This is a genomic window from Streptomyces rubradiris (assembly GCF_016860525.1).
GTDB classification, from domain to species: domain Bacteria; phylum Actinomycetota; class Actinomycetes; order Streptomycetales; family Streptomycetaceae; genus Streptomyces; species Streptomyces rubradiris.
Window position 1 is genome coordinate 1,679,361 of the sequence record NZ_BNEA01000015.1, and the last position, 25,354, is coordinate 1,704,714.

A 25,354-nucleotide genomic window follows, 5' to 3' on the forward strand; every position below is an offset into this window, starting at 1 on the left:
GTGGATGGGCGGGCCGGTCTGCGCGTATCCGGGCCGGGCTCGTCCGGCTTCGCGATGACCGGTTGCCCGGGATCGCCGAACCGGGTACGCGGCGGCCCCGCGCGGCCCGAGAGCTCAGGGCGTGTCTCCCGGCCCGGCGGAGGAGGCCCCTGCCGAGGCGCGCTGTTGGAGTCTGCGGAGTGTGAGCTCGCCCCAGCGGAGGTTCTCGCGTTCGAAGGACATGCCGCGCAGCAGGGTCAGGTAGGGGCCGATCCGTTCGGCTTCCGCGAAGTAGTCGTCCTCGCTCCGGCCTTGCAGGAGCCGCTCGCGAAGGCGCTCGTAGCGGGCGAGCTTGTCCGCCGCGTGCCTCATGCGGTCCCGTACCGCGGCGCGGACGGCCTCGATGTCGCCGAAGTCGGCGCACTGGACCTTGACCAGGAGTTCGTCCCTGATCGCCGTGGGCTTGCGGGGCGGTTCGGCGACGTAGGCGCGGACGGCGGCCAGGCCGGCGTCGGTGAGGGAGAAAAGACGCTTGTTGGGGCGGCGTTCCTGCTCGACGACCCGGGCGGCGACGAGTCCCTCGCTCTCCATGCGCTCCAGCTCGCGATAGAGCTGTTGCGGCGTGGTCGTCCAGAAGTTGGCGACGGACGCGTCGAACTCCTTGGCGAGGTCGTATCCCGATGCCTCGCGTTCCAGCAGGGCGGCCATGACCGCGTTGCGCAATGCCATCGCATCACGGTAGCGCGCGGGTGATTACTCGAAAAAGTGACTAGCTGAGGAGGTGGACAGCGTGAGCCACCCGCCCATACTCTCTCAGGCACCTATTCGCATAGTTGACTATGGAGGACGGAGTGCATCCGTTCCGTCAGGCTGTCGAGAACCGTGACCACGCGGCCGTCGAGGCCCTCCTCGCCGAGAACGTGGTCTTCACCAGCCCGATAGCCTTCAAGCCGTATCCGGGCAAGGCGATCACCGCCGCGATCCTGCGCGGTGTGCTGCGCGTCCTCCAGGACTTCGCCTACGTCCGTGAGATCGCCGGCCCCGACGGCCGTGACCACGCCTTCGTCTTCACCGCCACCATCGACGGCAGGCAGATCCAGGGCTGCGACTTCCTCCACTTCGACGAGAAAGGCAAGATCGACGACTTCACCGTCATGGTCCGTCCGCTCTCCGCCGCCAAGGCCCTCTCCGAAGCCATGGGCGCCCAGTTCGACCGGATCACCCGCGAAGCCACCGAGGTGGCCGGCCGCTGACCGGCGGCGCCGGCCCGACCACCGTCACCGCGGCTCCGGCGCGCCGGTCGGCCCGCCCGCAGCCGTGGGCAAGGCACCTTGCGGGGAGGCCGCGGGCGCGTACCGGCTCGGTTCGCCGTCATGAAGCCGTACGCCGACGCGCGGGGTGTGCGCGTCGGCGTGGCTTCCGTGCGGCCGGTCCTACTTCTCCAGGCAGAACTCGTTGATCGGGTAGCCCACGTGGCGGTCGGCGGTGGGGAGGTAGCCGAGCACCTTGTCGCCCGGCTTGAGTTCGGTGCTGTTGAGCACCGCGCCGCCGGGGCCGAGGACGCGGACGTGCCAGTCGTCCTGCAGGACCAGGTTGACCTTCTGCCCGTTCGGCGCCACCGCGTCGATGGAGATGAGCGGACGGGACTCGATCTTCACCCGGCCGACGGTGACCACGCGGGTCTGTCCCTTGACGTCCACCGCGAGCAGCTTGCTGCCCGTCTTCAGCTCGCTGAGGTAGTTGGTCCGGCCGCCCTCGCCCGCCACGGTGTACGAGTGGATGGCGCCGGCGTTGACCCGGAACGGACGGGTGGGCATGTAGGGCAGCGGGTGCGTCTCGCTGACGCACAGGATCATGCCCTTGGAGTGCGAGCCGACCAGGATGCCCTCGTCCTCACGGAAGTGCGAGCAGGTGTCCACGCAGGCCCGCTCGCCCATGCCGATGTGCGATGTCTCGGTGATCTCCAGCTCCACCAGGGCCAGTTCCCCGGGCTGCGCCTCGGCGGCGGCCTTGAGCGCCGTGGCGTCGCCGACCGCGGCGGGCGCCATCATCACGCCGTCGCTGCCGTGCTCCAGCACGCCGAAGATGATCTCGGCCTCCTCGACGTCCGCGGCGACCGTGATGATGGAGCCGGTGGCCTCGGCCGCGGCGGCGATCACGATCTCCAGCGGGATCTTGGTCGGGTCACGGAAGAGCAGCAGGCTCCAGCGTTCCGTCCGGGCCGCCTCACAGGCGTCCTCCAGGGTCGGGGCGTCGATGATCTCGACGAACCGGCCGAACTCGACGGCCGGGTGGGTCTTGGCCAACTCCGCCTTGCGGCCGATCAGTTCGGGGCCGAGGATCACGACGTCCGCCGCCCCCAGCTCGGAGGGCAGCTCCTTGCCCTGCGGGAGGAGCACCTTCTTGACGGTGGGCGGAAGCCCTTTGAAGTCGGCCGGGTTGGCGGACACGATGCCGTCGACCCGCTGATGGACGGCCTCCTCCACGATGGCCTTCTTGGCGCCCTTGGTCGCGCGCACGTCGAGCCAGCACAGCTTCATGAGACGAACTCCTAGGAAAGGGGTCCCGGCGTGGCCGGGTGACAGAAAAAGGGGGAGCGGTTCGCGCGGTGGCGGAACGCCGGCCGCGCGGCGTCGGGTCGGCGGGTCAGCGCACGCCGGTCAGCTCGTGGCGCGGGCCGGGCACCCGGGCCGGTTCCTCGTGGATGATGCGGGCGAGCCGCCGGGCGGTGGCCCCGGGGGCCGGTGCCTGGAACACATTGCGGCCCATCGCCACACCGGCCGCGCCCGCCGCCAGGGCCCGGCCGACGTAGGCGTCCAGGGCGTCGGGGTCGCTCTGCCGGGGCCCGCCGACGACGACGATCGGGATGGGGCAGGACCGGGTGATGTCGGCCATCGCCCCCGGGTCCTCGACGGCCAGGGTCTTCACGATGTCCGCGCCCAGGTCCGCGGCGAGACCGGCGGCGTGGGCGACGAGGGCCGGGTCACGGGGTTCGGTGATCTGCGGGCCGCGTGGGTACATCATCGCCATCAGCGGCACGTTCCAGCGGTCGCAGGCGTCGGCGACCCGCGCCATGTCGGCGATCTGCTGCTTCTCCTCCAACGAGCCGAGGTTGACGTGGACGCTGACCGCGTCGGCGCCCATCCGCAGGCTCTCCTCGACGTCCGCGACCAGGTACTTGGCGTGCGGATCGGGTGCGTGCACGGTGCTGGCGCTGAGGTGGACGATCAGTGAGGTCCGGTTGAACCTCGCGGGATCGACCTGGCGCAGTCCGCCCTTGTGCAGAACGACGGCGTCGACGTGGTTGTCGGCCAACTCGCCCACCAGCCGGTCGAGTCCGGCGGGGGCGACGAGAGGCCCGTCGGTGACCGAGTGGTCGAGCGGAACGATGAACAGGCGCCCGGCGTGATGGCGGTGCAGGCGCTGCAGCCTGACCGAACGGGCGAACGCCGTGTGAAGCGGCACAGCGAGTCCTCCTCGCATGGGGGTCGGGTCCTCACGGACCGTGTCCGAAGCGGCCCCGCCCGTGGCGTGGGTGGTGCTGGCGAGCGGGGCCGTCTCCCACTGTGCTCGGGCGGCCTATTGCCGCTGTTTCCCCGGCGTATCACCACGCGAATCACCGCGCGGCGCGTCACCAGGGGGCGTCACCAGGGGGCGTATCACCGTGCGCGTCACCACGGGTCGTATCACCGCGCGCCTCACCGCGTCCGGTCTCCCGGGCGGCGACGCGCAGGGCCGCGGCGACGAATTCCGCCACGGCCCTGGAGCGCGCCTCCTGCGGCCAGGCGACCGAGACGACGCTCGGGCTGATGTCCACGACGGGCACATGGACGAGGTCGGCGTGCGGGTACTGGCCGGCCGTCGAGGCGGACAGGAAGGCCACGCACTCCCCCATCGCCACGATCTCCAGGAGCTGCACCAGATCGGCCGCCCGGGGGCCGCGCGGAGCCTCCTCGGCGCCGGGCAGCAGGTCGAGGGCCGCACGGTAGCGGGCCAGGCGGGGTGAGGCGCCCGGCCAGTACGGGACGGGCAGGTGCAGGAGTTGACGGCGGGTCAGCACGTCGGCGCCGGCCAGCGGGTGGTCCCGGCGCAGCACGGCGAGGCGTGGTTCGGCCACCACCACCTCGTGGTCGAGGCCGCGGGTGTCGAACAGGTCCCGGACCAGGGCGACATCGGCGTGTCCGGCGCGCAGCATGGCGGACTGCTCGCCCCAGCCGCCCAGCGCCATGCGTACCGGGACGGCGCCCGGTACCGCCTCGTACGCGGCGACGATGTCCTTGAGGAGTCCGGCGTGCCCGCCCGGTTTCACCGCGACCACCAGCTCCCCGGCGGTCTGGGCCGCCCGGGTGGTGCGGCGCACCGCCGCCTCGGCCGCGTCCAGCACGTGGCGGCTCTCGCGCAGCAGGGTCCGTCCGGCGTCGGTGAGTTCGGCCCGCCGGGTGGTGCGGATCAGCAGGGCCACGCCCAGGCGCCGCTCCAGGGTCTGAATGGCCCGGGACAGCGGTGGCTGAGTGATGCCGAGCCGCTCGGCCGCCCGTTTGAAGTTCAGCTCCTCGGCGACCGCCACGAAGTACCTGAGGTCGCGAAGTTCGAGGTCGGAGCCATTCATGCGCCGAGGGTATCGGCCGGTGCCCGATCGGAACTTCCCCGCCCCAGGTGGTGCTCCGCACACTCCGGAGGGCGATGGGCCGTGGCGCGTCAGGGCCCGGCCCCGGTTCGAAGGAGGGACAGCATGGCAGCGTCACGCACTGCCGTCGGCGTCGCCTGCGGCGTCACCACCGGTCTGGTGTGGGGTGGCATGTTCACCATCACCAAGTCGGCCTACGGGCATGTCGACCCCTATCATCTGGCCGCCGCCCGCTTCGTGATCGCCGCCGCCGTGTTCGCGGTGATCCTGTGGGTCCGGGAAGGCCGGACCGCGTTCCGGCTGGAGGGACGCGCCCTGCGGCTGTGGGGGCTGGCCACGGTGGGGTTCGCCGGCTTCAACCTGTGCACGTACGTGGGTCTGCAGTCGATTCCCGCGCAGAGTTCGGCCCTGGTCATGGCGACGATGCCGCTGGTCACCGTGCTGGTGATGTGGGGGCGGACCCGTAAGGCGCCACCGGCGGTGACGCTGCTGCTCGTGCTGTGCGCGCTGCTCGGTGTGGCCCTGGTTCTCGGTGACGGCAACCCGGCCCGCGTGGTGACGGGTGGCGTGGGCTTCGGCGGACTGCTCACGCTGTTCGGCGTGGCCGGGTGGGTCTTCTACACCACGGGCGCGGCCGGCTTCGCCTCCTGGTCGCCGCTGCGCTATACGACGCTGAGCTGTCTGCTGGGCACGGCGAGCATCGTCGTCATCACCGCGGTGTGTGATGTGACGGGTGCCATCGGGCGCCCCTCACCCTCCGACTACGTCGCGGTGTGGCCCCAGTTGGGCTATGTGGTGTTCGCCGCGACCACGGTCGCCACGCTGACCTGGAACATGGCGTTCCGCTCGCTCGGTCCCTCCAACGGCGTGCTGTTCATCAACCTGGTCCCGGTGACGGCCTTCGCCGTCCAGGCCGTCCGGGGGCACCGCCCCACGGCCTGGGAGATCACCGGGGTGTGCGTGGTGCTGGCCTCGCTGGCCGCGTCGAACGCCTACAGCCGGGGCCGCGCCCGGCGCGCCGCGCGGGCGGCGGCGCCGGCCCCCGCGCGGCGCACGATGGCCGGCCACCGCTGAGTCCGCCTGCCCGCGGGTGCACCGGGCCCGGCTACTCGTACGTGTAGTAGCGGGTGTGGTCGATCAGATCGGCCGCCGACATGGTGTGCCAGGGCAGCAGCGAGGTGTGCAGGCCCCCCACCTCCTCGGTCTCCGACTCGGGCAGGTAGTGCGGGACGTCGGGATGCCGCTCCTGCCACATGGCCCAGCACTTGTCCACGAAGCAGTGGTGCAGGAAGAACACCGGGTCGTTGGGAGAGGCGATGTATCCCATGTGACCCCCGGTCCAGCGGTGTCCGCGGCTGTGCAGTTTGCCGGTGTCCGGCTCCCAGGGGAACCGGGTGTACCCCTCCAGGTGGTTGCGGAAGCTGCGGTACGGCGGTTCGCTGCCGGACTCGTGGTTGTAGGGCGGGCAGTCGTACACCGGCAGGGCGAGGGTGTCCGCCAGCTCCTTGGCGGTGGGCAGCCGGTCGGTCTTCGCCCCGATGTCCCGGGTGAGGTAGGGGCGGTCGTCGACGGTGTAGTGGCCGTTCAGCGCGGGCTGGCCCACGGGCAGCGCGCTGGTCCTGATGACCCATCCGTTGGCATGGGCGAACGGCCCGTCCATCACCATCCGGTCGCCGGGCCGGCCGTTGCCGCCCATGAAGTCCGGTGACCACAGAGGCGAGTCGGGCGACTGGTCGTAGGTCCAGTCCCAGTAGGGCAGCGCGACCGAGTCGTCGACCTCGCGCAGCGCGTTCTCCAGTTCCAGGAGGTACTGACGGTGCCAGGGCAGGAAACCCGGGCTGATGTGGGCCACTCGCGCTCCGCCCTCCTTGGCGAGGAAGTCCCCGCCGTTGATGGCGATGTGGATCTGGACCAGTTCGTCGTAGATCCCCTTGCGCTTCACCTCCAGCAGCGCCTGGACGAACCGGCGCTTCTCCTCCTTGGTCAGCGCCAGGTGGTTCTTGCGCACCGGCTTGTCGCGCCGCTCGGCCCGGGCGGAGGAGGTGACCGCGGGCCGCGCCCCGGGCCCCTCGCCGGCCTCCTTGCGTTCGGCCACCCGCAGCCCGAACAGGGCGCCGGCGGCCCCGGCCGTGGCCGTCGCCGCCCCGATGCCGAAGGCCTTCGCGTGCGGCATCGCCCCCTCACCCCGGCGATCCGCCCGCCCTTCGTCCGCGGGCACGTCCTCGGGCCGGGCGGGCAAGCCTCGGAGGGCGTGCGCCACCTCGGCGCGGGTGGTCGCGGTCAGCGCCGTCTCCAGGCGGGTGTCCAACTCGGCGCGGGTGAGGTGCCCTTGGGCGAAGTGGGTGCGCAGGGCCGCTACGGCCTGCTCCCGCTCCGCCTCGCCGGCGGCCCCTGCGACGCCGTCCGACGCGGCCACTTCAGGCCTCCCCGCCGTGGACGTGGCCCGGGGCCTGGGGCAGCAGCTGGGCGCCGCGCAGTTCTTCCACGGCGCGGCGGGCGGCGGCGAGCGGGGTCGGTGCGAACTCGTAGTGGCACAGGGCGCTGAGGTACTTGCCCTCGGAGAGCCGCATGACGTGCAGCGGCCGGCCGTCGACCCGTACCACGGGTTGCCGCTCGGTGCCCGCGACGGTGATCCTCCGGCCCTGGTAGTGCTCGGTGTACTCGGCCGCCGCGTCGGCCGCCGTGAGCGTCGCCGCGGACAGCAGGACGCCGCCTCCCACGGCCGCCTTGACGACGCTCCGACGCCGCACCGGATAAGTCCTTGGCACTGCCATCCTTCCCCCTCCATCGTTTTCGAGAGCCGAGAAAACGGCCTCTTCATGCAACTCACGCGACTTGTTAGTTGCTCAGTCCCTCCCGTCGGTTTACCGGGTTCAACAACTTGTTGATGTGACGCTCGTCACGACATATTACTTCCAGGTAGGCGTGTACCGTGACGTGCCGAACGCATCGCCGAGGGGGAGTGAAATGCAGCCGGACGCGACGGGTCGGGAATTTTCCTTCAATATCCTGGGACCGCTTGAATTCACTTCCGCAGGCGAAGAAATACCAATCTCCGGCGCACGCCAGCAGACCCTTCTCACCCTGCTCCTGCTGGACGTGGGCAGGACCCTCACCGGCGCCCGGCTCATCGACGGCATCTGGGGCGGCCGGGCCCCGCAGACCGCAGACGCACAGCTGCGCATCTGCGTCTCCCGGCTGCGCCGCCGCCTCGCCGACGGCGGCCTGCCGGACGTCATCAGCACCGAGGCCCACGGCTATCGGCTGAACGTGCCGGAGGACCGCGTCGACGTGCACCGCTTCAGAGACCTGCTGGAACGCGCCGGCCGGGCCGAGGCGGACGGCGATGCGGCACATGCCGTGCGGCTGCTGCGCACGGCTCTCAGCCTGTGGCGCGGCCGCGCCGCCGAGGGCCTGTCGAGCCCGCTCGTCCGGGCCGTCGCGGCCCGCCTCGACGAGGAGCGGGCCGGCGCCCTCGAACGGTGCTTCGCACTCGAGCTCCAACTGGGCCGGCACCACCGCATCATCCCGGAACTGGTGGCCAGCACCGCCGAGCACCCATTCCGTGAGGGGCTGCACTGCCAGCTCATGACGGCGCTTTATCACGCGGGCCGCCAGGTGGACGCGTTGAATGTCTACCAAGAAGTGAAACGGCGTTTTTCCGAAGAACTCGGAATCGATCCGTCGCAGCGTCTCCGTGCTCTGGAAATGAAGATCCTGGCACAGCAGCCGGAACTTCACGACGGCGGCTCAGTCCTGCCGCACGAGGCCCGCACCCGGCTTGCCGCACTCGAACGGGAAAACGCGTCGCTGCGCGCCGAAAGGCAGTACATCGGCCGCCTCATGGTCCGGCTGATGGCACACCACGACGCACGCGTCCCCTCCGAAGCCCTCTGAGCCGAAGCCCTCCCGGCCGAGGCGCCTTCGGCCGAAGCCCTCCCGGCCGGCCCGGCGCACAGGCCGGCACGACACCCTTGGACACCTCATGCACCTGGCAGTAATAGGCGGCGGCGCGGCGAGTGTCGCGCTGCTGGACGCCCTGGCGCGGTCGCTCGCCCCCGGTCACCGGCTGCGCGGCGTCACCGTCTTCGACGACTCCGCACAGCTGTGGACCGGACGCCCCTTCCAGCCCGACCTGACGGCCGTACGCGTCAATCTGCCGCCGCGGCAGATGTCCGTCCGGCACGACGACGCCACGCACTTCGAACAGTGGCTGCTGCGCCGGCCCGGCCTGTCGCCGGACGACTACCGCGACAAGGACCTCGGACAGCCCCTGGTACCGCGCGGCGTCTACGGCGAATACCTCGCGCAGTGCGCGCGACAGGCCCTCGACGAGCTGCGCCGACGGGGCCTGGCCGTGGAGATCGTGCGGGAGCGGGTCACCGGATACGGCCACGAGGACGGCGTGGCGTTCCTGGAGACGGCCACCGGCCGCCACCGCGCCGATCACATGGCCGTCTGCGTCGGCACCGCCGCCGCCCCGGACCACTACGGCCTCGCCGGCCTCGACGGGTTCGTCGCCGATCCCTACCCCCTGGCCACGACGCTGAGCACGGTGGCCCCGGACCAGGATGTGACCGTGATCGGCAGCGGCCTGTCGGCGGTCGACGTCGTCGCCTCGCTTCAGTCGCTCGGCCACCGCGGCGGCATCACGCTGGCGTCCCGCAGCGGCGTCCTCCCCTTCGTCCAGCAGCGCGCCAGGCCGGTGGAGTTCCAGCACCTCACCAAGGAGCGGCTGCACGCGCTGCGCGACCGTGCCGGAGAGCTGACGCTCGCCGATCTGGCGCCGCTGATGCGGGCCGAGCTCCAGGCGCGCGGGCAGGACTTCACCGTCCTGGAGCAGGAGCTGAGGGAGACGTACACCGAGCCGCCGGTCGACCGGCTGCGGCGGCAGATCGACGCGATCGACTCGCCCCACATGGGCCGCCGCCTCCTGGTCCGCGCCGTCCGCTCCCTGGGGCCCGCCGCGCTACGGCTGCTCTCCCCCGCCGCGCTCGGCGCCCTGCGCGAGCGGCACTTCCGCGTCCTGTCCAGCCTGTGCGCGCCGATGGTGCCCCTCAACGCCCGGCTGCTGCTCCGGCTGTTCGACTCGGGCCGGCTCACGCTCGCGACCGGGCTGCAGAAGATCGAGAGCACGGCCGGGGGCGGGTTCCAGGTGGTCACGGAGAGCGGCGAGCTGCGGGCGGACGTGGTGGTGAACGCGGTCAACGCCGCGCCCCACTCGGCCCCGAGCACGGCCGCTCCCCTGTTCTCCGCGCTCGTCGCCTCGGGTGTCGCCGGGTACGACGGGACGGGCGGCCTGGTCTCCGCCTCCCCCACCGTGCACACCCTCGGCGACTTTTCCGGCGGCGGGCTGTTCATCACCTCCAGCATGGCGGGCCTGGTGGCCCGGGCCCAGGGCGTGGTCGCGGCCCTGCACGCCGCCTGACGCAGCAGTGTTCCAGTTCCCAGGAAGAGTTCTCGATGATTTCGCAGGATCAGCGCACGGGCCGTGGCACCGTGGCGCGCGTCGCGCTGTGGACGGGCGTGGTCGTGGCCGGTACCGCGGCCTGGGCGGTGCTCGCCCTGAGCCGCGGCGAACACATCAGCGCGGCTTGGCTGTTGGCGGCGGCGCTGGGCACGTACGCGGTCGCGCACCGCTTCTACGCCCGCTGGATCGCGCGCAGGGTGCTGCGCACCGACGACGAGCGGCGCACCCCGGCCGAACGCCTCGATGACGGCGTCGACTTCGTGCCGACGGACCGCCGCGTCCTGTTCGGCCACCACTTCGCGGCCATCGCCGGGGCGGGCCCGCTGGTCGGTCCGGTCCTCGCGGCGCAGATGGGTTATCTGCCCGGCACGCTGTGGATCGTCGTGGGCGCGGTGTTCGCCGGCGCCGTCCAGGACATGGTCACGCTCTTTCTGTCCGTGCGCCGGGACGGCCGCAGCCTCGGGCAGATGGCGCGGGACGAGATCGGTCCGGTCGGCGGCGCGGCGGCGATCATCGCCGTCTTCGTCATCATGATCATTCTGCTGGCGGTGCTGGCGCTCGTCGTCGTGAACGCGCTCGCCGACTCGCCCTGGGGTGCGTTCTCCCTCGCGATGACCCTGCCCATCGCCCTGTTCATGGGCTTCTGGCTGCGGGTGGTACGGCCCGGGAAGGTGCTGGAGACCAGTGCGATCGGCGGGGTACTGCTGCTGCTCGCGGTCATCGGCGGCGACTGGGTCAGCCGCACGCCCGCCCTGGCGGACGCGTTCACGCTCGCCCCGTCCACGCTGGTGTGGATCCTCATCGGGTACGGGTTCCTGGCCAGCGTGCTGCCGGTGTGGATGCTGCTCGCCCCGCGCGATTACCTCTCGACGTTCATGAAGGTCGGTGTCATCGGCCTGATGGCCGTGGGCGCCGTGCTCACGCTCCCCCGGCTCCAGGCGGACGCCGTCACGCGGTTCGCCCACGGCGGTGGCGGACCCGTCTTCTCCGGCGGCCTGTTCCCGTTCCTGTTCATCACCATCGCCTGCGGCGCGCTCTCCGGCTTCCACGCCCTGATCTCCTCCGGGACGACACCCAAGCTGGTGCGGCGGGAGTCGGACGTCCGGCTGGTCGGGTACGGGGCGATGCTCACGGAGTCCTTCGTCGCGCTCATGGCGCTGATCGCCGCGTGTGTCCTCGACCCGGGCCTGTACTACGCGGTCAACTCGCCGGCGGCGCTGCTCGGACCGAGCGCGCAGTCGGCGGCGCAGGCCGTGCAGCACCTCGGGTTCACCATCACGCCCGAGGCGCTGCACCAGGTGGCGTCGGCGGTCGGCGAGCACTCCGTGGTGGCCCGGACCGGTGGCGCCCCCACCTTCGCGCTCGGCCTGTCGCACATCCTCTCGGAGGCGTTCGGCGGCGAGGCGATGCGGGCGTTCTGGTACCACTTCGCCATCATGTTCGAGGCGTTGTTCATCCTGACGACCGTCGACGCGGGGACCCGGGTGGGCCGGTTCATGCTCCAGGACGCCCTCGGCAATGTGTGGCGGCCCCTGCGTGACATCAGCTGGAAGCCCGGCATCTGGCTGTGCAGCGCGCTGGTCGTCGGGGCCTGGGGGTACTTCCTGCGGGCCGGTGTCGCCGATCCGCTGGGCGGCATCAACCAGCTCTTCCCGCTCTTCGGCATCGCCAACCAGCTGCTCGCCGCCGTCGCCCTCGCCGTGTGCACCACCGTCCTCATCAAGCAGGGCCGGGTGCGCTGGGCCTGGGTCACCGCGCTGCCGCTGCTGTGGGACGTCGTGGTGACGCTGACCGCGAGCTGGCAGAAGGTCTTCTCCCCGGACCCGGCCGTCGGCTTCTTCGCCCAGCGCGAGCGCTACGCCGACGCGCTGGACCAGGGCCGGCTGCTGGCACCGGCGCACGACGCGGCCGAGATGCGGCAGATCGTCGCCAACTCCACGCTCGACGGCACGCTCACCGTGATCCTCGCCCTTCTCGTGGTCGTGGTGCTGGCGGACGCGGTACGGATCTGGTGCAAGGCCCTGCGCTCGCCGGTCCCCCTGCCGACGTCCGAGACCGCCAAGCTGTGCCGGGAGCGGGCCGAGACGCCGGAGCCCGTCACGTGAGCCGGCTCGGCGCGGTGCGTGCCGCGCTCGGCAAGGCGGTGGCCTATCTGCGCGAGGTCACGGGTGAGGCCGCGTTCGAGCGGCACTGTCGCACCCATGCGGCGACCGGCTCCGCCGCGCGCCGGGCGCTGTGGCGTGAGCACACGCGGCGCACGGCGCGGGAGACCGCGCGCTGCTGCTGACCCGTCCCGACTATTCCAAGATGCGGAAACCAAAATCCATTTTTGTTGCATCAGGTCATCCGGTTGCCCTAGTGTCCGCACGCATGCGTCTCCCCTTCGACGGCGGCCCCCTCGCCTTGTTCACCCTGCTCGTGGTGGGGGTGACGGCCGTGGCGTGGGGGCTCGCGCGCCGTTCGGCCCCGACAGAACTGCCGCACCCCGAGGGCTGGGCACTGGCCGGACGCGGACTCGGCCCCGTCGGCATGGCCATGCTGCTCGGCGGCACCACCTACACCGCCTACACCCTGGTCGCCGTCCCCGGACTGACGTTCGCGACCGGGGGGCTGGGGCTCTACTCCCTCGTCTACACGATCCTGTTCACGCCCGCCGCCCTGGTCGTCCTGCCGCTGATGCACCAACTCGCGCGCCGGCACGGCCTGGTGACGGCGGCGGACGTGACCCGGGCCCGGCACGGCTCGCACGCCCTGGCCCTCGCGGTCACGATCACCGGGGTGGTCGCCGCGATGCCGTACCTCGCGCTCCAGGTGGTCGGCCTGCACGCGGCGCTGCGCGCCCTGGACGTACAGCCCACCAGCCTCGTCGGCGTGACGGGCGTGGTCCTGGTGCTCGCCGTGCTGGTCACCGTCGTCCTGCCCGACGGTCTGCGCGTGTGCATGCGAGTGGCCTCCTTCAAGGCCGTGCTGCTCGCGGTCATGCTGGCGGCGACCCTGGTCCTCGTCGCGCGGCGCACCTCGGGCCCCGGGGAGGTGTTCCGCGACTCCTCCCTCCGGCTCGCCCGGCACCAGGTGCCGTTGATCCCGCCGGACGACACCTACTCCGCCTACGCCTCCCTCGCCCTCGGGTGTGTCCTCGCGCAGCTGATGTACCCGCAGACGTTCACCGTGGCCCTCGCGGCCGGCAGCGCCGACACGGTACGGCGCTCCGTCCTCGCGCTGCCGCTGTGGACGCTCGGCCTGGGCCTGTTCGCCTACCTCGGTCTCGCCGCGCTCACCCTCGGCGTCCACACCCCCGAGGGCCACGCCGAGATGGCCGTACCCACGCTGCTGGACCGGCTGGTCCCGCCCTGGGCCTCCGGCCTGCTGCTCGGAGCCCTCGCCATCGGCGCGCTGCTGCCCGCGGCGGTCATCGCGATCGGCATGGCCACCACGATCGCCCGCAATGTCTACGCCGAGTACTTCAACCCCACGGCCACACCCAAGCACGAGGTGCGCGTGGCACGGTTCGCCGCGGCCGTCATCACCCTCGGCGCCCTCGTCTTCGCGTTCCTGCTCCAGCCGCAGGACGCGGTCAACCTCCATCTGCTGGGCGGCGTGTGGATCATCCAGGTGTTTCCCGCGGTCGGCCTCGGGGCCGTCACCCGGTGGTTCCACCATCGCGCCCTGCTGGCCGGCTGGGCCGCCGGCATGGTCTCGGGCACGGCGGTGGCCGTGGCACACGGCTTCAGCTCCGTGGTCGGCATCGGCTTCGGCCAGGTGCACCTGGCCGTCTATGTCGCCGTCGCCGCGCTGGCGGTCAACCTCGCCGTCGCGACCGCCCTCACACCGCTGCTCGACCGGGCGGGCGTGCCCCGCGGGCCCGACTCGCTGGCCGCCGACGCCACCTTGCCCCGGAGAAGTTCGCGCTTCGCCGTCCGGGTCGACTGACCACCGCCCGCGCCGACCGCCGACGAAGGAACAGGAGTCGATCGTTGAAACGCACCGCGTTCCTCACGCCCCCTGAGCAAGGGGATTCGAGGAGCCTGCCCGAGCCCGGCACCGCCGCCCCGGCACCGGACGCCACGGCGGACGACGCACACGCACACCAGCGCGAGGGAAAGCCGTCGCGGCCTCTCGACCTGCGGCACATGGACCGGGACACCAGCATCGCGCGGCTTTTCGCGGCACATCACGGGACCCTGCTGCGCCTGGCCTACCTGCTGGGATCGGGCGACGACGCCGAGGACGTCGTCGCCGAGGCCTTCTACCAGCTGCACCGCCGCTGGGGCAGGCTGAGAACCCCCGAGGCCGCCCTCGGCTACCTGCGGTCCATCGTGTGCAACGTCGCGCGGATGCGGCTGCGGCACCTGCGGGTGGTCGGCCGGCACGCCCAGCGGCATGTCGAGACGGCCGAACTCTCCGCCGAACAGCAGGTCATCCTGCGTGACGAGCACCGCATGGTGGTCCAGGCGCTGCGCTCGCTGCCGGTCCGGCAGCACCAGGTGCTCGTCCTGCGCTACTGGCTGGACCTGACGGAGTCGCAGATCGCTCAGACACTGGGCATATCGCCGGGATCGGTGAAGTCACACGCGTCACGCGGCATGGCGAAGCTCGGTGCGATCATGAAGGGAGTCGAGGCGTGAGCGGAGACACCGGCACGGAGGAGTGGCTGCGCTCCGCCCTGTCCCACGTCGCCGAGACGGTGGAGGAGTCACCCGACGCGTATCACGAGGCCAAACGGCACTGGCAGCGCAGGGACATGAAGCGCCGGGCCGTCATGGTCGCCCTGGTGCTGGTGCTGGTCGCGCTGGCGTGCGTCGCGGGCGTCTGGGCCCTGTCCGGCGCGTCACCCGCGCAGCATGTGATCTTCCACGGTCTCGGCGCCGGTCACGGCAGTGTCACCACGGTCGCGGCGTACGACAGTCCCGCGCCGTAGCCGAGCAGCAGCGCCGTACCGCCGCCGGGTACGGCGCCCTCGCTCAGCAGCGCGTCCATGGCCAGCGGGATCGAGGCGCCCGAGGTGTTGCCCATCGTGGTGACCGAGCGGGCCACCACGACCGACTCGGGCAGCCCGATCCCCTTGGCGAGACCGTCGATGATGCGCGCGTTGGCCTGGTGCGGGATGAAGGCGGCGAGGTCGCCGGGCGCGATCCCGGCGGCGTCCAGCGCCCGGCGGGCCACGTCGGCCATCTCGTACACGGCCCAGCGGAAGACGGGCGGGCCGTCCTGCCGCAGACTGGGCGGGCGCTGCCCGGGGTCGTCCCGCAGCGCGCTCCAGGGCACGGACTGCGCGATCAGATCCGCCTTGGAGCCGTCCGCTCCCCACACCACGGGCCCGATCCCGGGCGCGGAGGAAGGGCCGAGCACGACCGCGCCCGCGCCGTCGCCGAAGATGAACGCGGTCGAGCGGTCCTCCAGGTCCAGCAGGTCGGTCATGCGCTCGGCGCCGATCACCAGGACGGGGCCGCCCCGGCTGCGCAGCACGTCCGCGGCGAGCGCGAGCCCGTGCACGAAGCCGGAGCACCCCGCGGAGACATCGAAGGCCGCGGCACGGACCGCGCCGATGCGGTGGGCCGTGCGGGCTGCGGCGGCCGGCGTCTGTTCGAGGTGCGTGAACGTGGCCACGATGACGCAGTCGAGGTCCGCGGCGTCGACACCGGCCGCGGCCAGCGCCTTGGCCGCGGCGTGCGCCGCCATGTCGACGAGCGTTTCGTCGGGCGCCGCCCAGTGCCGGGTGACGATGCCGGACCGGGACCGTATCCACGCGTCCGACGAGTCGATGTGCCGGCACACCTCGTCGTTGTCCACCACGCGTCGCGGCAGGTAGGAGCCGATGCCGAGGATGGCGGGAAACGCCTGCGCCACAGGGGCGTTGAGGATCACGATGCGCTCCGGGCGGGGTCGGGGTGCAGCGCCCGTCGCAGGGCGCCGAAGGAGGGATCGGCGGCGGACCGGCAGGACGGTACGTCCTCGATCAGGGAGAGGAAGCCGTGCGGCATGGTGGCGCACACCTCCAGCCGCGTGGGCACCCCGTCGGCCGCCAACCGCCGTGCGTACGCGACGCCTTCGTCGCGCAGCGGGTCGTACTGGGCGACCACGACATGTGCCGCGGGCAGCCCGGCCAGCGACGGCGCGCGCAGCGGGGCGGCCGTCGGCGGTGGCTGGTCGCGCAGCTCCGGCGGCAGGTAGTGACCGTCCAGCCAGCGCAGCGCGGCGAGGGTGAGCAGCGGCGCGTCGGCGTTCTCCCGGCGTGAGGGTGTCTCAGAGAAGTCCGTGCTCGGGTACCACAGGAGCTGGAACACCGGCAGCGGCAGGCCCTCGTCGCGGGCCGACTGGCACACCACGGCGGCCAGATTGCCGCCGGAGCTCTCCCCGCACACGGCGATCCGGGCCGGGTCGGCGCCGAGGTCACCGGCGTGCCGCAGGGCCCAGCGGTAGACGGTCATCGCGTCGGCCGGCGCCGCGGGGAAGGGGTGTTCGGGCGCCAGCCGGTAGTCGACCGACACCACGACGGCCCGGCTGTCCAGGGCGATGCGCCGGGCCAGGGCGTCCTGGGTGTCGAGGTCGCCGAGGACGAATCCGCCGCCGTGGAAGAAGATCACCAGCGGCAGGCCGGGTTCGGGGACCGGCCGGTAGCAGCGCACGCGGACATCGGGTGCGCCGTCCGCGCCGGGCACGTCGCGGTCCTCGGTGCCGTGCACATCCGGGCCGGACGCCGGGCGCCGCATGCCGCGACGCCGTTCGCGCAGGGCGCGGGGGTCCAGACCGGGGCCCCAGTCGACGGCGGGCAGCCGCGCGACCATGGCCCGTACGGCGGGATCCAGGGGCATGTCAGTCGTCTCCTCCCAGGAGCACGGGGTCAGCGGGACACGGGGTCAGTAGGCGATGCCGCCGTCGATGTCGACGACGGTGCCGTTGATGTCCGCCGCGTCCGGGTGGACGAGGAACGCCACGGCCGCGGCCACCCGCCGGGCCTGGACCACACCGGTCAGCGAGCGCTTGGTCTTCTGCTCGAAGGCCTGTGCCGTCATCTGTCCGGTCATCCCCACGTCGAGCAGTCCGGGCGATACGACGACACTTCCGATGCCGTAGCGCGCGTACTCCTGCGCCACGGTGAGGGAGAGGCCGTGCAGGCCGGCCTTGCTCGACGCGTAGGCGGCCTGGCCCGCGTTGCCGGTGCGGGCCACGACGGACGACACGTAGACGAGCCGTCCGGACCGGGCCCGCATCATCGGCCGGAGGGCGTGCTTGGTGGCCAGGAAGGCGCCGCGCAGATTGACCCGGTGGACGGCGTCCCAGTCCGCGGCGGGCATCCGGACCAGGGGCTGGTCACGGGCGACGCCCGCGTTGTGGACGAGCGCGTCGAGCCCGCCGAGACCGGCCGCCGCGGCGACGAGTTCCTCGGCGGCCTTCTCCTCGCCGATGTCCCCCTGGCACGTCACCAGCCGGCCGGCGGACCGCTCCGCCAGTTCGGACAGTTCCGGTGTCGGGGTGCGGTGGTTGGCCGCGACCTTGGCGCCCCGGGCGAGCAGGGTCCGCGCCGTCTCCAGCCCGAGGCCGCGGCCGGCCCCGGTGAGCGCGATCACCATGCCGTCGAGGGGCAGCACGTCGGACGGGTCAGCAGGCATGGGGCGTCTCCTGGGGGAAGGCGCCGGCGACCAGATGGGCCAGCCGGGTGGTGGTGAGGGGGAAGGGCAGCAGCCGGCGCGCGAACCGCACGCCCGGCGCGCCCTCGTCCGGCTCGTCGAGCAGGACGGCGGGCAGCAGCACCGCGGGTTCCCGCGCCGCGCGTGCCGTGCTCCGGTGCCAGAAGGCGAGGCCGCGCTCGCGCAGCGGCTCCGGGAGCCAGTCGAGGGCCGGGACCCGCAGGTCCAGCAACTCGCCCTCGCCCTCGGCGAGTTCCGCGAGCTCCGCGGGGGCGCGGTCGAGTTCGTGCCGCCATACGCTCACCGTGGCGGCTATCTCCTCCAGTACGACGAGGACGGGCTCTCGCCGGGCGATGCGTGCGGCCACCTCGGCGGCGTCGGCGGCGGTGGGCCACAGTCCGGCGGGTACCGGGCTGCCGGGGGCCCCGGGCGTCCAGAGCACCCGCGAGGGGCCTTCGAAGACGACCAGGGTTCCGGCGCACAGCCGGGCGGGGAGGGTGGTCACGGTGCTGCGCTCCTCAGACGGGTTCCACGGAAGGCATCGGCGTGGCTCCCGGTCAACGGAGGGTCGCCAGCGCGCTGACGTCGAACGGGATCAGCTCGTCCGTGCGGCCCTCGCGCACCTTGGCCACCCACTCGGGGTCGGCGAGCAGCGCACGGCCCACGGCGACGAGGTCGAACTCGCCCGCCTCGAACAGCTCCACGAGCCTGTCGAGCGGGGCGTTCGCCGCGCCCTTGCCCTCCAGGAAGGCGGTCTGGAACTCGCTGTTGTCGAGGCCCACGGAGCCGACCGTCACGGTGGGCAGCCCGGTGACCTTCTTCGTCCAGCCGGCCAGACTCAGTGCGGGCCCGTCGAACTCGGGCAGCCAGAACCGGCGGGTGGAGCAGTGGAAGCCGTCGACGCCCGCCTCGACCAGCGGGGTCAGCAGCTCCTCCCACTCCTGCGGGGTGGCGGCGAGCCGGGCCGAGAAGTCGGTGGTCTTCCACTGGGACAGGCGGATCAGGATCGGGAAGCCGGGGCCCGTCGCCTGCCGGCAGGCCGCGATGACCTCGGCGGCGAACCGGGCGCGCTCGCGGATGCCGCCGCCGTAGCCGTCGGTCCGCACATTGCTGCCGGACCACAGGAACTGGTCGATCAGATAGCCGTGGCCGCCGTGCAGTTCGATGCCGTCGAAGCCGAGGCGCCGGGCGTCGGCGGCGGCCCGCGCGAAGGACCCCACCAGGGAGTCGATCTGCGCTGTGGTCAGCGGCTCGCCGTTGGCCCGGCCGGGGTTGAGCAGCCCGGACGGGCTGACCGGCGGGTGGTGCGGTTCGGGCACCGCGTCGCCGAACCGGTCGGCGCCCACGTGCCACAGCTGGGGGAAGATCCGGCCGCCCGCCCGGTGGACCTCTTCCACCACCCGGCGCCAGCCCGCCAGGGCGTCCTCGCCGTGGAAGCGCGGCAGCCCCGGGCCGTTGGCGGCGGCCGGGTGGTCGACGACCGTGCCCTCCGTGACGATCAGGCCGGTGCCGCCGGCCGCCCGGCGGGCGTAGTACTCGGCCACATCGGGGCCCGGTACGCCGCCCGGCGAGGCGGAACGCGTCATGGGCGCCATGACGAAGCGGTTGTCCAGGGTCAGCTCGCCGAGCGTGAACGGTTCGAAGAGCGGGCGCACGGCGTCGGCGACGAGGCGGTGGTCCGGCATGGTGGGTGATGTCCTGTCTCTTGCTGGGTGGGGTGAGGTACGTGGCGTGCGGTGCGGTCAGGCCGCCGTGCGGTCGCTCTCGGAACGGGTGTCCAGCCCCGCCAGGTCGCGCTCGGCGAGCCGGATCGCCTCGTCCGGCTGCATCTGCACGGGCAGTTCGAGAAGCCCGACGATCGTCTCCAGCCGTTCGCGCACACTGCCGCCGACCACGTGGTACGGGATGCCGTACTCGTCCAGCGTGTCCAGCAGCAGCCGGTCCGACATGGCGCGGAACCGCTCGGACACCGGCCGGTGCCCGTCGGCGACCAGGGGGAACTCCACCGGCAGGTGGATGAAGACGTCGTACGTGCGCTGGGCGTGCTGCTTCATCACCGCGCCCATGTTGTCGATGACCTGCTCGAAGAAGTCGAGTTCGGGAGTGCGCCGCGCGGGGGCCGCCACGGAGTCGTCCGGGTGGATGCCGACGAGGACGCGGATCTTTCCGTAGACCCATTCGTGCAGCGAGGACCCGTCGGAGACGAAGCCGTCGGGAAGGTGGCTCTCGTGCACGGCGCGTTCGGCGTAGCGGCGCATGCCCAGCTGGAAGAGTTCCGGGGCGGTGCAGTCCTCCAGCCGCTTGCCGGGCAGGGCCTCGGGGAGGATCTCGCGCATGGTCTTCGCGTGCGTGCGCGGGATTCCCGTCAGATGGGCGAGGGCGATCGACGTGGTGGTCTTGCCGGAGGAGTAGGTGCCGGAGACGGCGATCTTCATCATGGCGATCCGATCAGTGTGCGGGGGCGTTCGGCCCGGGGAGTTGGTGCGCCAGGGAGTAGTCCGCGTGGATGCCTTGCAGGTCCCCGGCGAAGTCGGCCGTGCGCCAGGGCCGGCCGGCCATGGTGAGGGTCTTGCTGCGTTCGATGGAGGTCGCGCCGACGAAGGGGTGGAGCATGGGCTGCGCCGGTGACCCGGCGGTCATCGAGATCCGCCGCATCCACAGGGTGTTGCTGTCGGCGCGGTCGATGCCGTCCAGGTCGTACAGCAGGATCTGCGCGGTCTGGGCGAGGACGATGGTGGCGTCGACCATGGACAGTGTGTGCGGGAAGGCCCCGCCGAGACCGGGGTCGGGGGCGTCCTGGCGGCCCCGCGCGGTGACCGCGACCAGGGCGGTGAGGCGGGGCGCGGCGGGGTCCAGACGGATGTCGTCGATGCGGTGGGCGCGCAGCTTGTACCGCTCGCCGTAGAACCGCTGCGCCGCCGGGCCGAGCGCCTCCTCCACCGAGGCGTACGTCATGTCCCCGGCGCGGTGCGGGGTGCCCGGGTGCACGATCTCGAAGCGCACCCGCAGGGAGCCGATCCGGCAGTCGAGGACCGACAGCGCGGCCGAGGAGAGCGGGTCCGGGCAACGGGTGGTGGACACCAGGCGCAACTCGGCGGGGAAGTCCGCCAGTTCCTCCTGGGGGCTGGCTCCGGACCGCATCTCGTAGTGCCGCAGCCACATCGCTCTGCGCAGCTCGCCGTCCAGGCCGTGGGCGTGCGTCAGCATGATCTCGCACAGCTGGACGCCGAGGACCAGTGCGTCGATGCTGCTCAGGTGCGGGCGCAGGGGCGCCTTGCCGGGCTTCGCCGACCAGTCGGGGGGATAGCTCAGCGCGGCGGTGGCCCGCAGCCGGCCCGCGCCGGGGGCCGGGGAGGTCACCGTGATGCCGCGCAGCGCGTGCCGGATCCGGCGGAAGCCGGCACCGAAGAATCTGTTGTCTCCGGGGCCGAGGTAGTCGTCCACGCTTCTGGTCACCGGCAGAGACCGCACGGACATGCGGACATCCTCTCTGAACCTACGTAACGGGTAAGGGAGTTCGGGTGGCGCCGGGGTCAGGCCCCGGCACGTCCGGCGCGCACGTAGCGCCAGGCCAGCGCGCCGGACAGCAGATAGACCAGGCCCATGGCGAGGAAGCAGAGGGCGGCGCCCTGGTAGCGGTCGTCGAGCGCGGTGGTGACGGTGCCCATCACGGCCACCCCGACCAGCGCCCCGACCTGCCGGTTGGCGTTGAGCGTGGCTCCGGCGAGGCCGGCGTGCTCGCGCCCGGCGGCCTCCATCGACGCGGCCGTCATGGCGGGGACGACCACACCGACGCAGAAGTTGACCACGGCCATGCCGACGGCGAGCAGCCAGTAGGGCGTGCCCGGGGAAACCGTGCCGAGCAGGGCCGCTCCGGTGCCGGCGACGGCGAGCGCCACGATCAGCGGACGGCGCGTTCCGGCCCGCGCGGCGATCCGGGCGAACAGCAGATTGCCCAGCAGGATCACGATCATCATCGGCAGCAGTTGGAGTCCGGCCGTGAACGGGGAGGCGCCGCGCACCTGCTGGAGGAAGAGCCCCAGCATGAAGGCGCCGCCGAACAGGCCGAAGTTGAGCAGGAAGCCGATGACGTTGGCCGCCGCGAAGGCGGGGTGCCGCAGCAGTTGGCGGGGCATGACCGGGGCCGCGCTCGTGCGTTCCCGTACGACGAACAGCACCGCGCACAGCAGGCAGCCGACGGCGGTGCCGACGATGGCGGCCGACCCCCAGCCGTACTCGGGCCCCTGAACCAGGGTGAAGCAGAGCAGGGCGAGGGCGGCGATGCCGAGCAGATGCCCCAGCGGGGCGACCGCGCCGCGCGCCGGGCGGGGGCCGGTGATCAGGCGTGCGGTCAGGACGAACCCGACGACTCCGACGGGCAGGTTGAGCCAGAAGATGGAGCGCCAGCCGAGGGTGTCGACCAGGACGCCGCCGACGACCGGGCCGAGACCCGAGGCGGTGGAGACGATCGCCGTCCAGATCCCGAGCATGCGGGCGCGTCTGCCCGGCTCGGGGAACGTCGCCACGAGCAGGCCGAGCGAGGCCGGCATGAACAGGGCGGCGCCGGCTCCCTGGACCAGGCGGGCGACGACCAGGACGGTGCCGTTGGGGGCCGTGCCGCAGGCCAGGGAGGCCACGACGAAGACCGTCATGCCCCAGGCGTACACGGTCTTGGCTCCGTAGCGGTCGGCGAGCGATCCGGCGAGGAGCAGCAGGGAGGCGAAGGTCAAGGTGTAGCCGTCCACGACCCAGACCAGGGCGGACAGGTCCATGTCCAGCCGCGACTGGATGCCGGGTCCGGCCACGTTGACCACCGTCGCGTCCAGCGTGGCCATGACGAACCCGGCGGCGAGCGCGAGCAGCCGTACCAGTTCGGCCCCGCCGGTGCCACGTCCGGCCGTCGTGGCGGCGTCGGTGTGCTGTGTCGTCGTCACGGGTGACCGCCCTCAGGCCGCCGTCACGTCGAGGACGGCCTTGCCGAGCAGTCTGCGGCCGAGCAGCGCCTCGGCGGCCTCCGCCGCCTTCTCCCACGGGCCCCGCCACCCGGTGTCGACGGTGAGCCGCCGCTCCTCGACGAGCCGCAGCAGGGTGGCCATGTCGGCGCCGAGCCGGTCCCCGATCCGGAAGGAGACCAGCGACTTGCCCGGCCCGACCGTCGAGTACGGCGGGAAGACGGACGGTTCGCCCGACGCGCACCCGTAGCTGACCAGCACGCCCTCCGGCGCGAGCAGTCCGAAGGCGGCGACCAGCTGGGCACCGCCGACGGCGTCGAGCACGACATCGACCGGCCGCGTGATGCCGTCGAGTCCTGCGACCACCTGGCCGGCGCCGAGCGCCTCCAGGCCCGCGCCGCGCTCCGGGCTGCCCACGCTCGCCACGACCTCGGCCCCCGCGCGGGCCGCGAGCTGCACGGCGAACCGCCCGACGCCGCCGGAGGCGCCGGTGACCAGGACCCGGCGGCCGAGCAGCGGTCCCGCCGCCCGGAGCGCCCGCAGGGCCGTCACGCCCGCCACGGGCAGGGCGGCGGCCTGCGCGAGGTCCACCGAGTCGGGCACCACGGCGAGTTCGTCGAGCGAGACGGCCCGGCGCTCGGCCCACGCCCCGAACCCCGCGCCATAGGTGAGCACACGGGTGCCGACGGCGGGCCCCTGCCCGTTGGCGGCGGCACGCACCACGACGCCGGAGGCGTCCCATCCGGGTACCGCTCCCGCCGGAAGCCGGGAGAGGAAGTGCAGTTCGCCGTAGTTCAGGGAGATGTGACGGACGTCGACCAGGACCTGGTCGGGACGCGGGTCGGGTTCACCGGCGGTACCGAGGACGAGTCCGGCGGGGGCGTCGACGGCTGGCAGCAGCGCGCGCAATGCAGGGCCTTTCACGAGGGAGAGTGCTCACCGCGGGACCACCGGCCCGACTCCTCGACGGACCGTGTTCGGCGAGCTGCGCCTCATCCTGCGGGGGTCCGCTATCCCCACCACATCCCGCGCGCATCACCGGCGTATCACGATCCCGCCCCGGCCGCCCCGGCTCACACGCCCGCTCCAGGGTGCGCGCACCCCGCGCGGAAGACCAGGGGGATTCCGGGCATCTCGTCGGCACCCTTCGGTGGCACGTTCGCGGCATCCTGCGCCACGGATTCCGGCGGGCGGGGTGTGGCAGGTGTCAGGGAGCGAGCGCGGTGTGTCATGAGGCACCGCCCAGTCCGCCAGAACGACGGCTTCGGCGCCCAGCCCGCCGTGCAGCGGACGGTGTCTCGGACGGGCAGGAATCAGCGGGCGACCTCTTCACCGGCCTGATCGCTCGCAGCCACGGATTCCTGGATCGGGGAGGCGGAGCGCCGCAGTGCCCGGACTTGGGGAGACGCCAGGGCCGCGAGAGTGGCCACTACGACGACAGCCGCGCAGCCGGCCAGAGCCGGGCCCGAACCGACGCCTTGGGCAACGGGGCCGGCGACGAGCAGGCCGAGCGGGGCGAAGGCCAGAGAGCCGAACAAGTCGTAGGAGCTGACGCGGGAAAGTACCTGTTCCGGAATCTCGCGTTGCAAGGTGCTGGCCCACAGCACGTTGAAGACGTCGCCGGCGACACCAGCGCAGAAGGTGGCGGCGGCGATCAGCCAGACCGGTGCCGAGATGCTCAGGAAGACCATGGGCAGTGCTGCCGGGAAAGTGGCGAGAACCGCGACCAGGACCGGTCGGTCGGCCCGGACCCGTACCGCCAGTCCGGCGCCGGCGATGGCTCCCAGCGCTTGCGCGGCCACGATGATCGACCACGACCTGGCCCCGCCCAGATGCTGTTGGGCCACCAACGGCCCGAGAACTCCGAGGGTCGCGCTGAAGACGGCGACTACGGCCGTGCACTGGGCGACCACCACCCACAGCCACTGCCGTGAGGTGAACTCCCGCCAGCCCGCACGCAGGTCCGTCCACAGCGATGACGCCTCCACCGGCCTGGCGGGCAACCGCAGCCGTCCCGTCAGCACCGCGCTGACCACGAAGGAAACCGCGTTCAGCGCCAAGGCCCAGCCCGCGCCGACCCACGCGACGACCACGCCCGACAGCGCGAGCCCGAGGAAGAGGCACGTGTTCGTGCTCATCCGCAGCAGACCGTTGGCCCGCTGCAAGCGGTCCGCGGGGACCACGAGCGGCACGACACCGTCCATGGCCGGCGCGAAAAGCGCGGTCGCCAGCCCCGCCACCACCGCCAGCGCGCACATCAGAGCCAAGGGTGCGTGCCGGGTCAGGGTCATCACCGCCAGCCCCGCATAGGCGAATGCCCCGACACCGTCGGCCATGGCCATGAGGCGGGACCGCGACATCCTGTCAGCGATCACCCCTCCGAGCAGGATGAACACCAGTTGGGGCAGCGACTGGCAGGCGAGTACCAACGACAGCTTCCCGGGGCCGGCGCCGGGAAGTGCCAGCACGGAGAAGGCCAGGGCCACCCGAGCGAACCCGTTGCCCAGAACCGAGATGGTTCGGGCCGAAGCGAGCAGAACGAACCGCCGGTCACGCCACAGCGCTGACCCTTCCGAAGTGATCGTCATGAACACGGACTGTAGGAGGCCGCGCAGATCACAGGTGCTCAACCAGCCACCCGTGGCGGGCGGTTGCAGCAGGACCCCGGCCTGTGTCCGGGGTCCTGTGCGGTGGGTGT

Annotated in this window: 25 protein-coding genes; 9 read left to right on the top strand and 16 right to left on the bottom strand. The window is 72.4% G+C overall.

The features are described 5' to 3' along the window. Positions 1-114: 114 nt before the first annotated feature. Positions 115-708 (bottom strand): PadR family transcriptional regulator, encoded by a 594-nt coding sequence (locus Srubr_RS20655; RefSeq protein ID WP_189990449.1) that lies wholly within the window; start codon positions 706-708, stop codon positions 115-117. A gap of 122 nt (positions 709-830) precedes the next feature. Here Srubr_RS20655 and Srubr_RS20660 point away from each other — a divergent pair, with 122 nt between their 5' ends. After that, entirely contained in the window at positions 831-1,232 is a 402-nt protein-coding gene (locus Srubr_RS20660) for a nuclear transport factor 2 family protein (protein WP_189990447.1), read from the top strand. 180 nt (positions 1,233-1,412) lie between these two features. Here Srubr_RS20660 and Srubr_RS20665 read toward each other — a convergent pair whose 3' ends face one another. From Srubr_RS20665 to Srubr_RS20675, 3 genes are all read right to left on the bottom strand, one after another. Next, positions 1,413-2,519, bottom strand: a complete 1,107-nt coding sequence (locus tag Srubr_RS20665; protein WP_189990445.1) for a 3-dehydroquinate synthase II family protein — start codon at positions 2,517-2,519, stop codon at positions 1,413-1,415. Between the two features lie 106 nt (positions 2,520-2,625). Beyond that, positions 2,626-3,444 carry a 2-amino-3,7-dideoxy-D-threo-hept-6-ulosonate synthase gene (locus Srubr_RS20670; RefSeq protein WP_373313358.1) on the bottom strand — a complete coding sequence of 273 codons (819 nt, stop codon included), beginning with the start codon at positions 3,442-3,444 and terminating at the stop codon, positions 2,626-2,628. A gap of 166 nt (positions 3,445-3,610) precedes the next feature. Then, positions 3,611-4,588: a LysR family transcriptional regulator gene (locus Srubr_RS20675; protein ID WP_189990441.1), complete on the bottom strand. Its 978-nt coding sequence runs from the start codon at positions 4,586-4,588 to the stop codon at positions 3,611-3,613. A 123-nt stretch (positions 4,589-4,711) separates the two neighbouring features. Here Srubr_RS20675 and Srubr_RS20680 point away from each other — a divergent pair, with 123 nt between their 5' ends. Then, the gene (locus tag Srubr_RS20680) at positions 4,712-5,680 is read left to right on the top strand and encodes a DMT family transporter (protein ID WP_189990439.1); all 969 of its coding nucleotides are present in this window, start codon (positions 4,712-4,714) and stop codon (positions 5,678-5,680) included. 31 nt (positions 5,681-5,711) lie between these two features. Here Srubr_RS20680 and Srubr_RS20685 read toward each other — a convergent pair whose 3' ends face one another. Beyond that, positions 5,712-7,022, bottom strand: a complete 1,311-nt coding sequence (locus tag Srubr_RS20685; protein ID WP_189990437.1) for a tyrosinase family protein — start codon at positions 7,020-7,022, stop codon at positions 5,712-5,714. A gap of 1 nt (position 7,023) precedes the next feature. Next, positions 7,024-7,356: a tyrosinase cofactor gene (locus tag Srubr_RS20690; RefSeq protein WP_229926456.1), complete on the bottom strand. Its 333-nt coding sequence runs from the start codon at positions 7,354-7,356 to the stop codon at positions 7,024-7,026. 139 nt (positions 7,357-7,495) lie between these two features. On the opposite strand from Srubr_RS20690, the gene Srubr_RS20695 reads away from it, so the two are divergent. From Srubr_RS20695 to Srubr_RS20725, 7 genes are all read left to right on the top strand, one after another. Next, entirely contained in the window at positions 7,496-8,503 is a 1,008-nt protein-coding gene (locus Srubr_RS20695) for an AfsR/SARP family transcriptional regulator (RefSeq protein WP_189990434.1), read from the top strand. Positions 8,504-8,591: 88 nt separating this feature from the next. Then, positions 8,592-10,034 (top strand): FAD/NAD(P)-binding protein, encoded by a 1,443-nt coding sequence (locus tag Srubr_RS20700; protein ID WP_189990431.1) that lies wholly within the window; start codon positions 8,592-8,594, stop codon positions 10,032-10,034. Positions 10,035-10,069: 35 nt separating this feature from the next. After that, positions 10,070-12,181, top strand: coding sequence for a carbon starvation CstA family protein (locus tag Srubr_RS20705; protein ID WP_189990429.1), 2,112 nt, complete (start codon positions 10,070-10,072; stop codon positions 12,179-12,181). Then, positions 12,178-12,363 (top strand): hypothetical protein, encoded by a 186-nt coding sequence (locus tag Srubr_RS20710; RefSeq protein ID WP_189990427.1) that lies wholly within the window; start codon positions 12,178-12,180, stop codon positions 12,361-12,363. The genes Srubr_RS20705 and Srubr_RS20710 overlap by 4 nt, the downstream gene beginning before the upstream one ends. 83 nt (positions 12,364-12,446) lie before the next feature. Then, complete coding sequence (locus Srubr_RS20715) at positions 12,447-14,006, top strand: sodium:solute symporter family protein (RefSeq protein WP_189990425.1); 1,560 nt, start codon at positions 12,447-12,449, stop codon at positions 14,004-14,006. A 44-nt stretch (positions 14,007-14,050) separates the two neighbouring features. Further along, complete coding sequence (locus Srubr_RS20720; protein WP_229926455.1) at positions 14,051-14,701, top strand: SigE family RNA polymerase sigma factor; 651 nt, start codon at positions 14,051-14,053, stop codon at positions 14,699-14,701. Then, the gene (locus Srubr_RS20725) at positions 14,698-14,994 is read left to right on the top strand and encodes a hypothetical protein (protein ID WP_189990423.1); all 297 of its coding nucleotides are present in this window, start codon (positions 14,698-14,700) and stop codon (positions 14,992-14,994) included. Before Srubr_RS20720 ends, Srubr_RS20725 begins: the two co-directional genes overlap by 4 nt. Here Srubr_RS20725 and Srubr_RS20730 read toward each other — a convergent pair. The 10 genes from Srubr_RS20730 to Srubr_RS20775 form a co-directional block, all read right to left on the bottom strand. Then, a complete protein-coding gene (locus tag Srubr_RS20730; RefSeq protein WP_229926454.1) occupies positions 14,946-15,941 on the bottom strand; it encodes a beta-ketoacyl-ACP synthase 3 in 996 nt (331 codons plus the stop codon). The two genes, Srubr_RS20725 and Srubr_RS20730, sit on opposite strands and share 49 nt — an antisense overlap. Further along, a complete protein-coding gene (locus Srubr_RS20735) occupies positions 15,938-16,888 on the bottom strand; it encodes an alpha/beta hydrolase (RefSeq protein WP_189990421.1) in 951 nt (316 codons plus the stop codon). Before Srubr_RS20735 ends, Srubr_RS20730 begins: the two co-directional genes overlap by 4 nt. A 45-nt stretch (positions 16,889-16,933) precedes the next feature. Further along, positions 16,934-17,686, bottom strand: a complete 753-nt coding sequence (locus Srubr_RS20740) for an SDR family NAD(P)-dependent oxidoreductase (protein WP_189990419.1) — start codon at positions 17,684-17,686, stop codon at positions 16,934-16,936. Next, on the bottom strand, positions 17,676-18,209 hold the full coding sequence (locus tag Srubr_RS20745; RefSeq protein ID WP_189990418.1) for a hypothetical protein: 534 nt from the start codon (positions 18,207-18,209) through the stop codon (positions 17,676-17,678). Before Srubr_RS20745 ends, Srubr_RS20740 begins: the two co-directional genes overlap by 11 nt. Positions 18,210-18,261: 52 nt before the next feature. Further along, positions 18,262-19,389, bottom strand: coding sequence for an NADH:flavin oxidoreductase (locus Srubr_RS20750; RefSeq protein WP_189990416.1), 1,128 nt, complete (start codon positions 19,387-19,389; stop codon positions 18,262-18,264). 57 nt (positions 19,390-19,446) lie between these two features. After that, positions 19,447-20,142: an ATP/GTP-binding protein gene (locus Srubr_RS20755; protein WP_308439878.1), complete on the bottom strand. Its 696-nt coding sequence runs from the start codon at positions 20,140-20,142 to the stop codon at positions 19,447-19,449. A 10-nt stretch (positions 20,143-20,152) separates the two neighbouring features. Continuing rightward, positions 20,153-21,181: an AvrD family protein gene (locus Srubr_RS20760; RefSeq protein ID WP_189990415.1), complete on the bottom strand. Its 1,029-nt coding sequence runs from the start codon at positions 21,179-21,181 to the stop codon at positions 20,153-20,155. 56 nt (positions 21,182-21,237) lie between these two features. After that, positions 21,238-22,638 (bottom strand): MFS transporter, encoded by a 1,401-nt coding sequence (locus Srubr_RS20765; protein ID WP_203855044.1) that lies wholly within the window; start codon positions 22,636-22,638, stop codon positions 21,238-21,240. A gap of 12 nt (positions 22,639-22,650) precedes the next feature. Then, positions 22,651-23,580 carry a zinc-binding dehydrogenase gene (locus Srubr_RS20770; protein ID WP_308439877.1) on the bottom strand — a complete coding sequence of 310 codons (930 nt, stop codon included), beginning with the start codon at positions 23,578-23,580 and terminating at the stop codon, positions 22,651-22,653. Between the two features lie 389 nt (positions 23,581-23,969). Continuing rightward, the gene (locus Srubr_RS20775) at positions 23,970-25,244 is read right to left on the bottom strand and encodes an MFS transporter (RefSeq protein ID WP_189990413.1); all 1,275 of its coding nucleotides are present in this window, start codon (positions 25,242-25,244) and stop codon (positions 23,970-23,972) included. Positions 25,245-25,354: the final 110 nt, after the last annotated feature.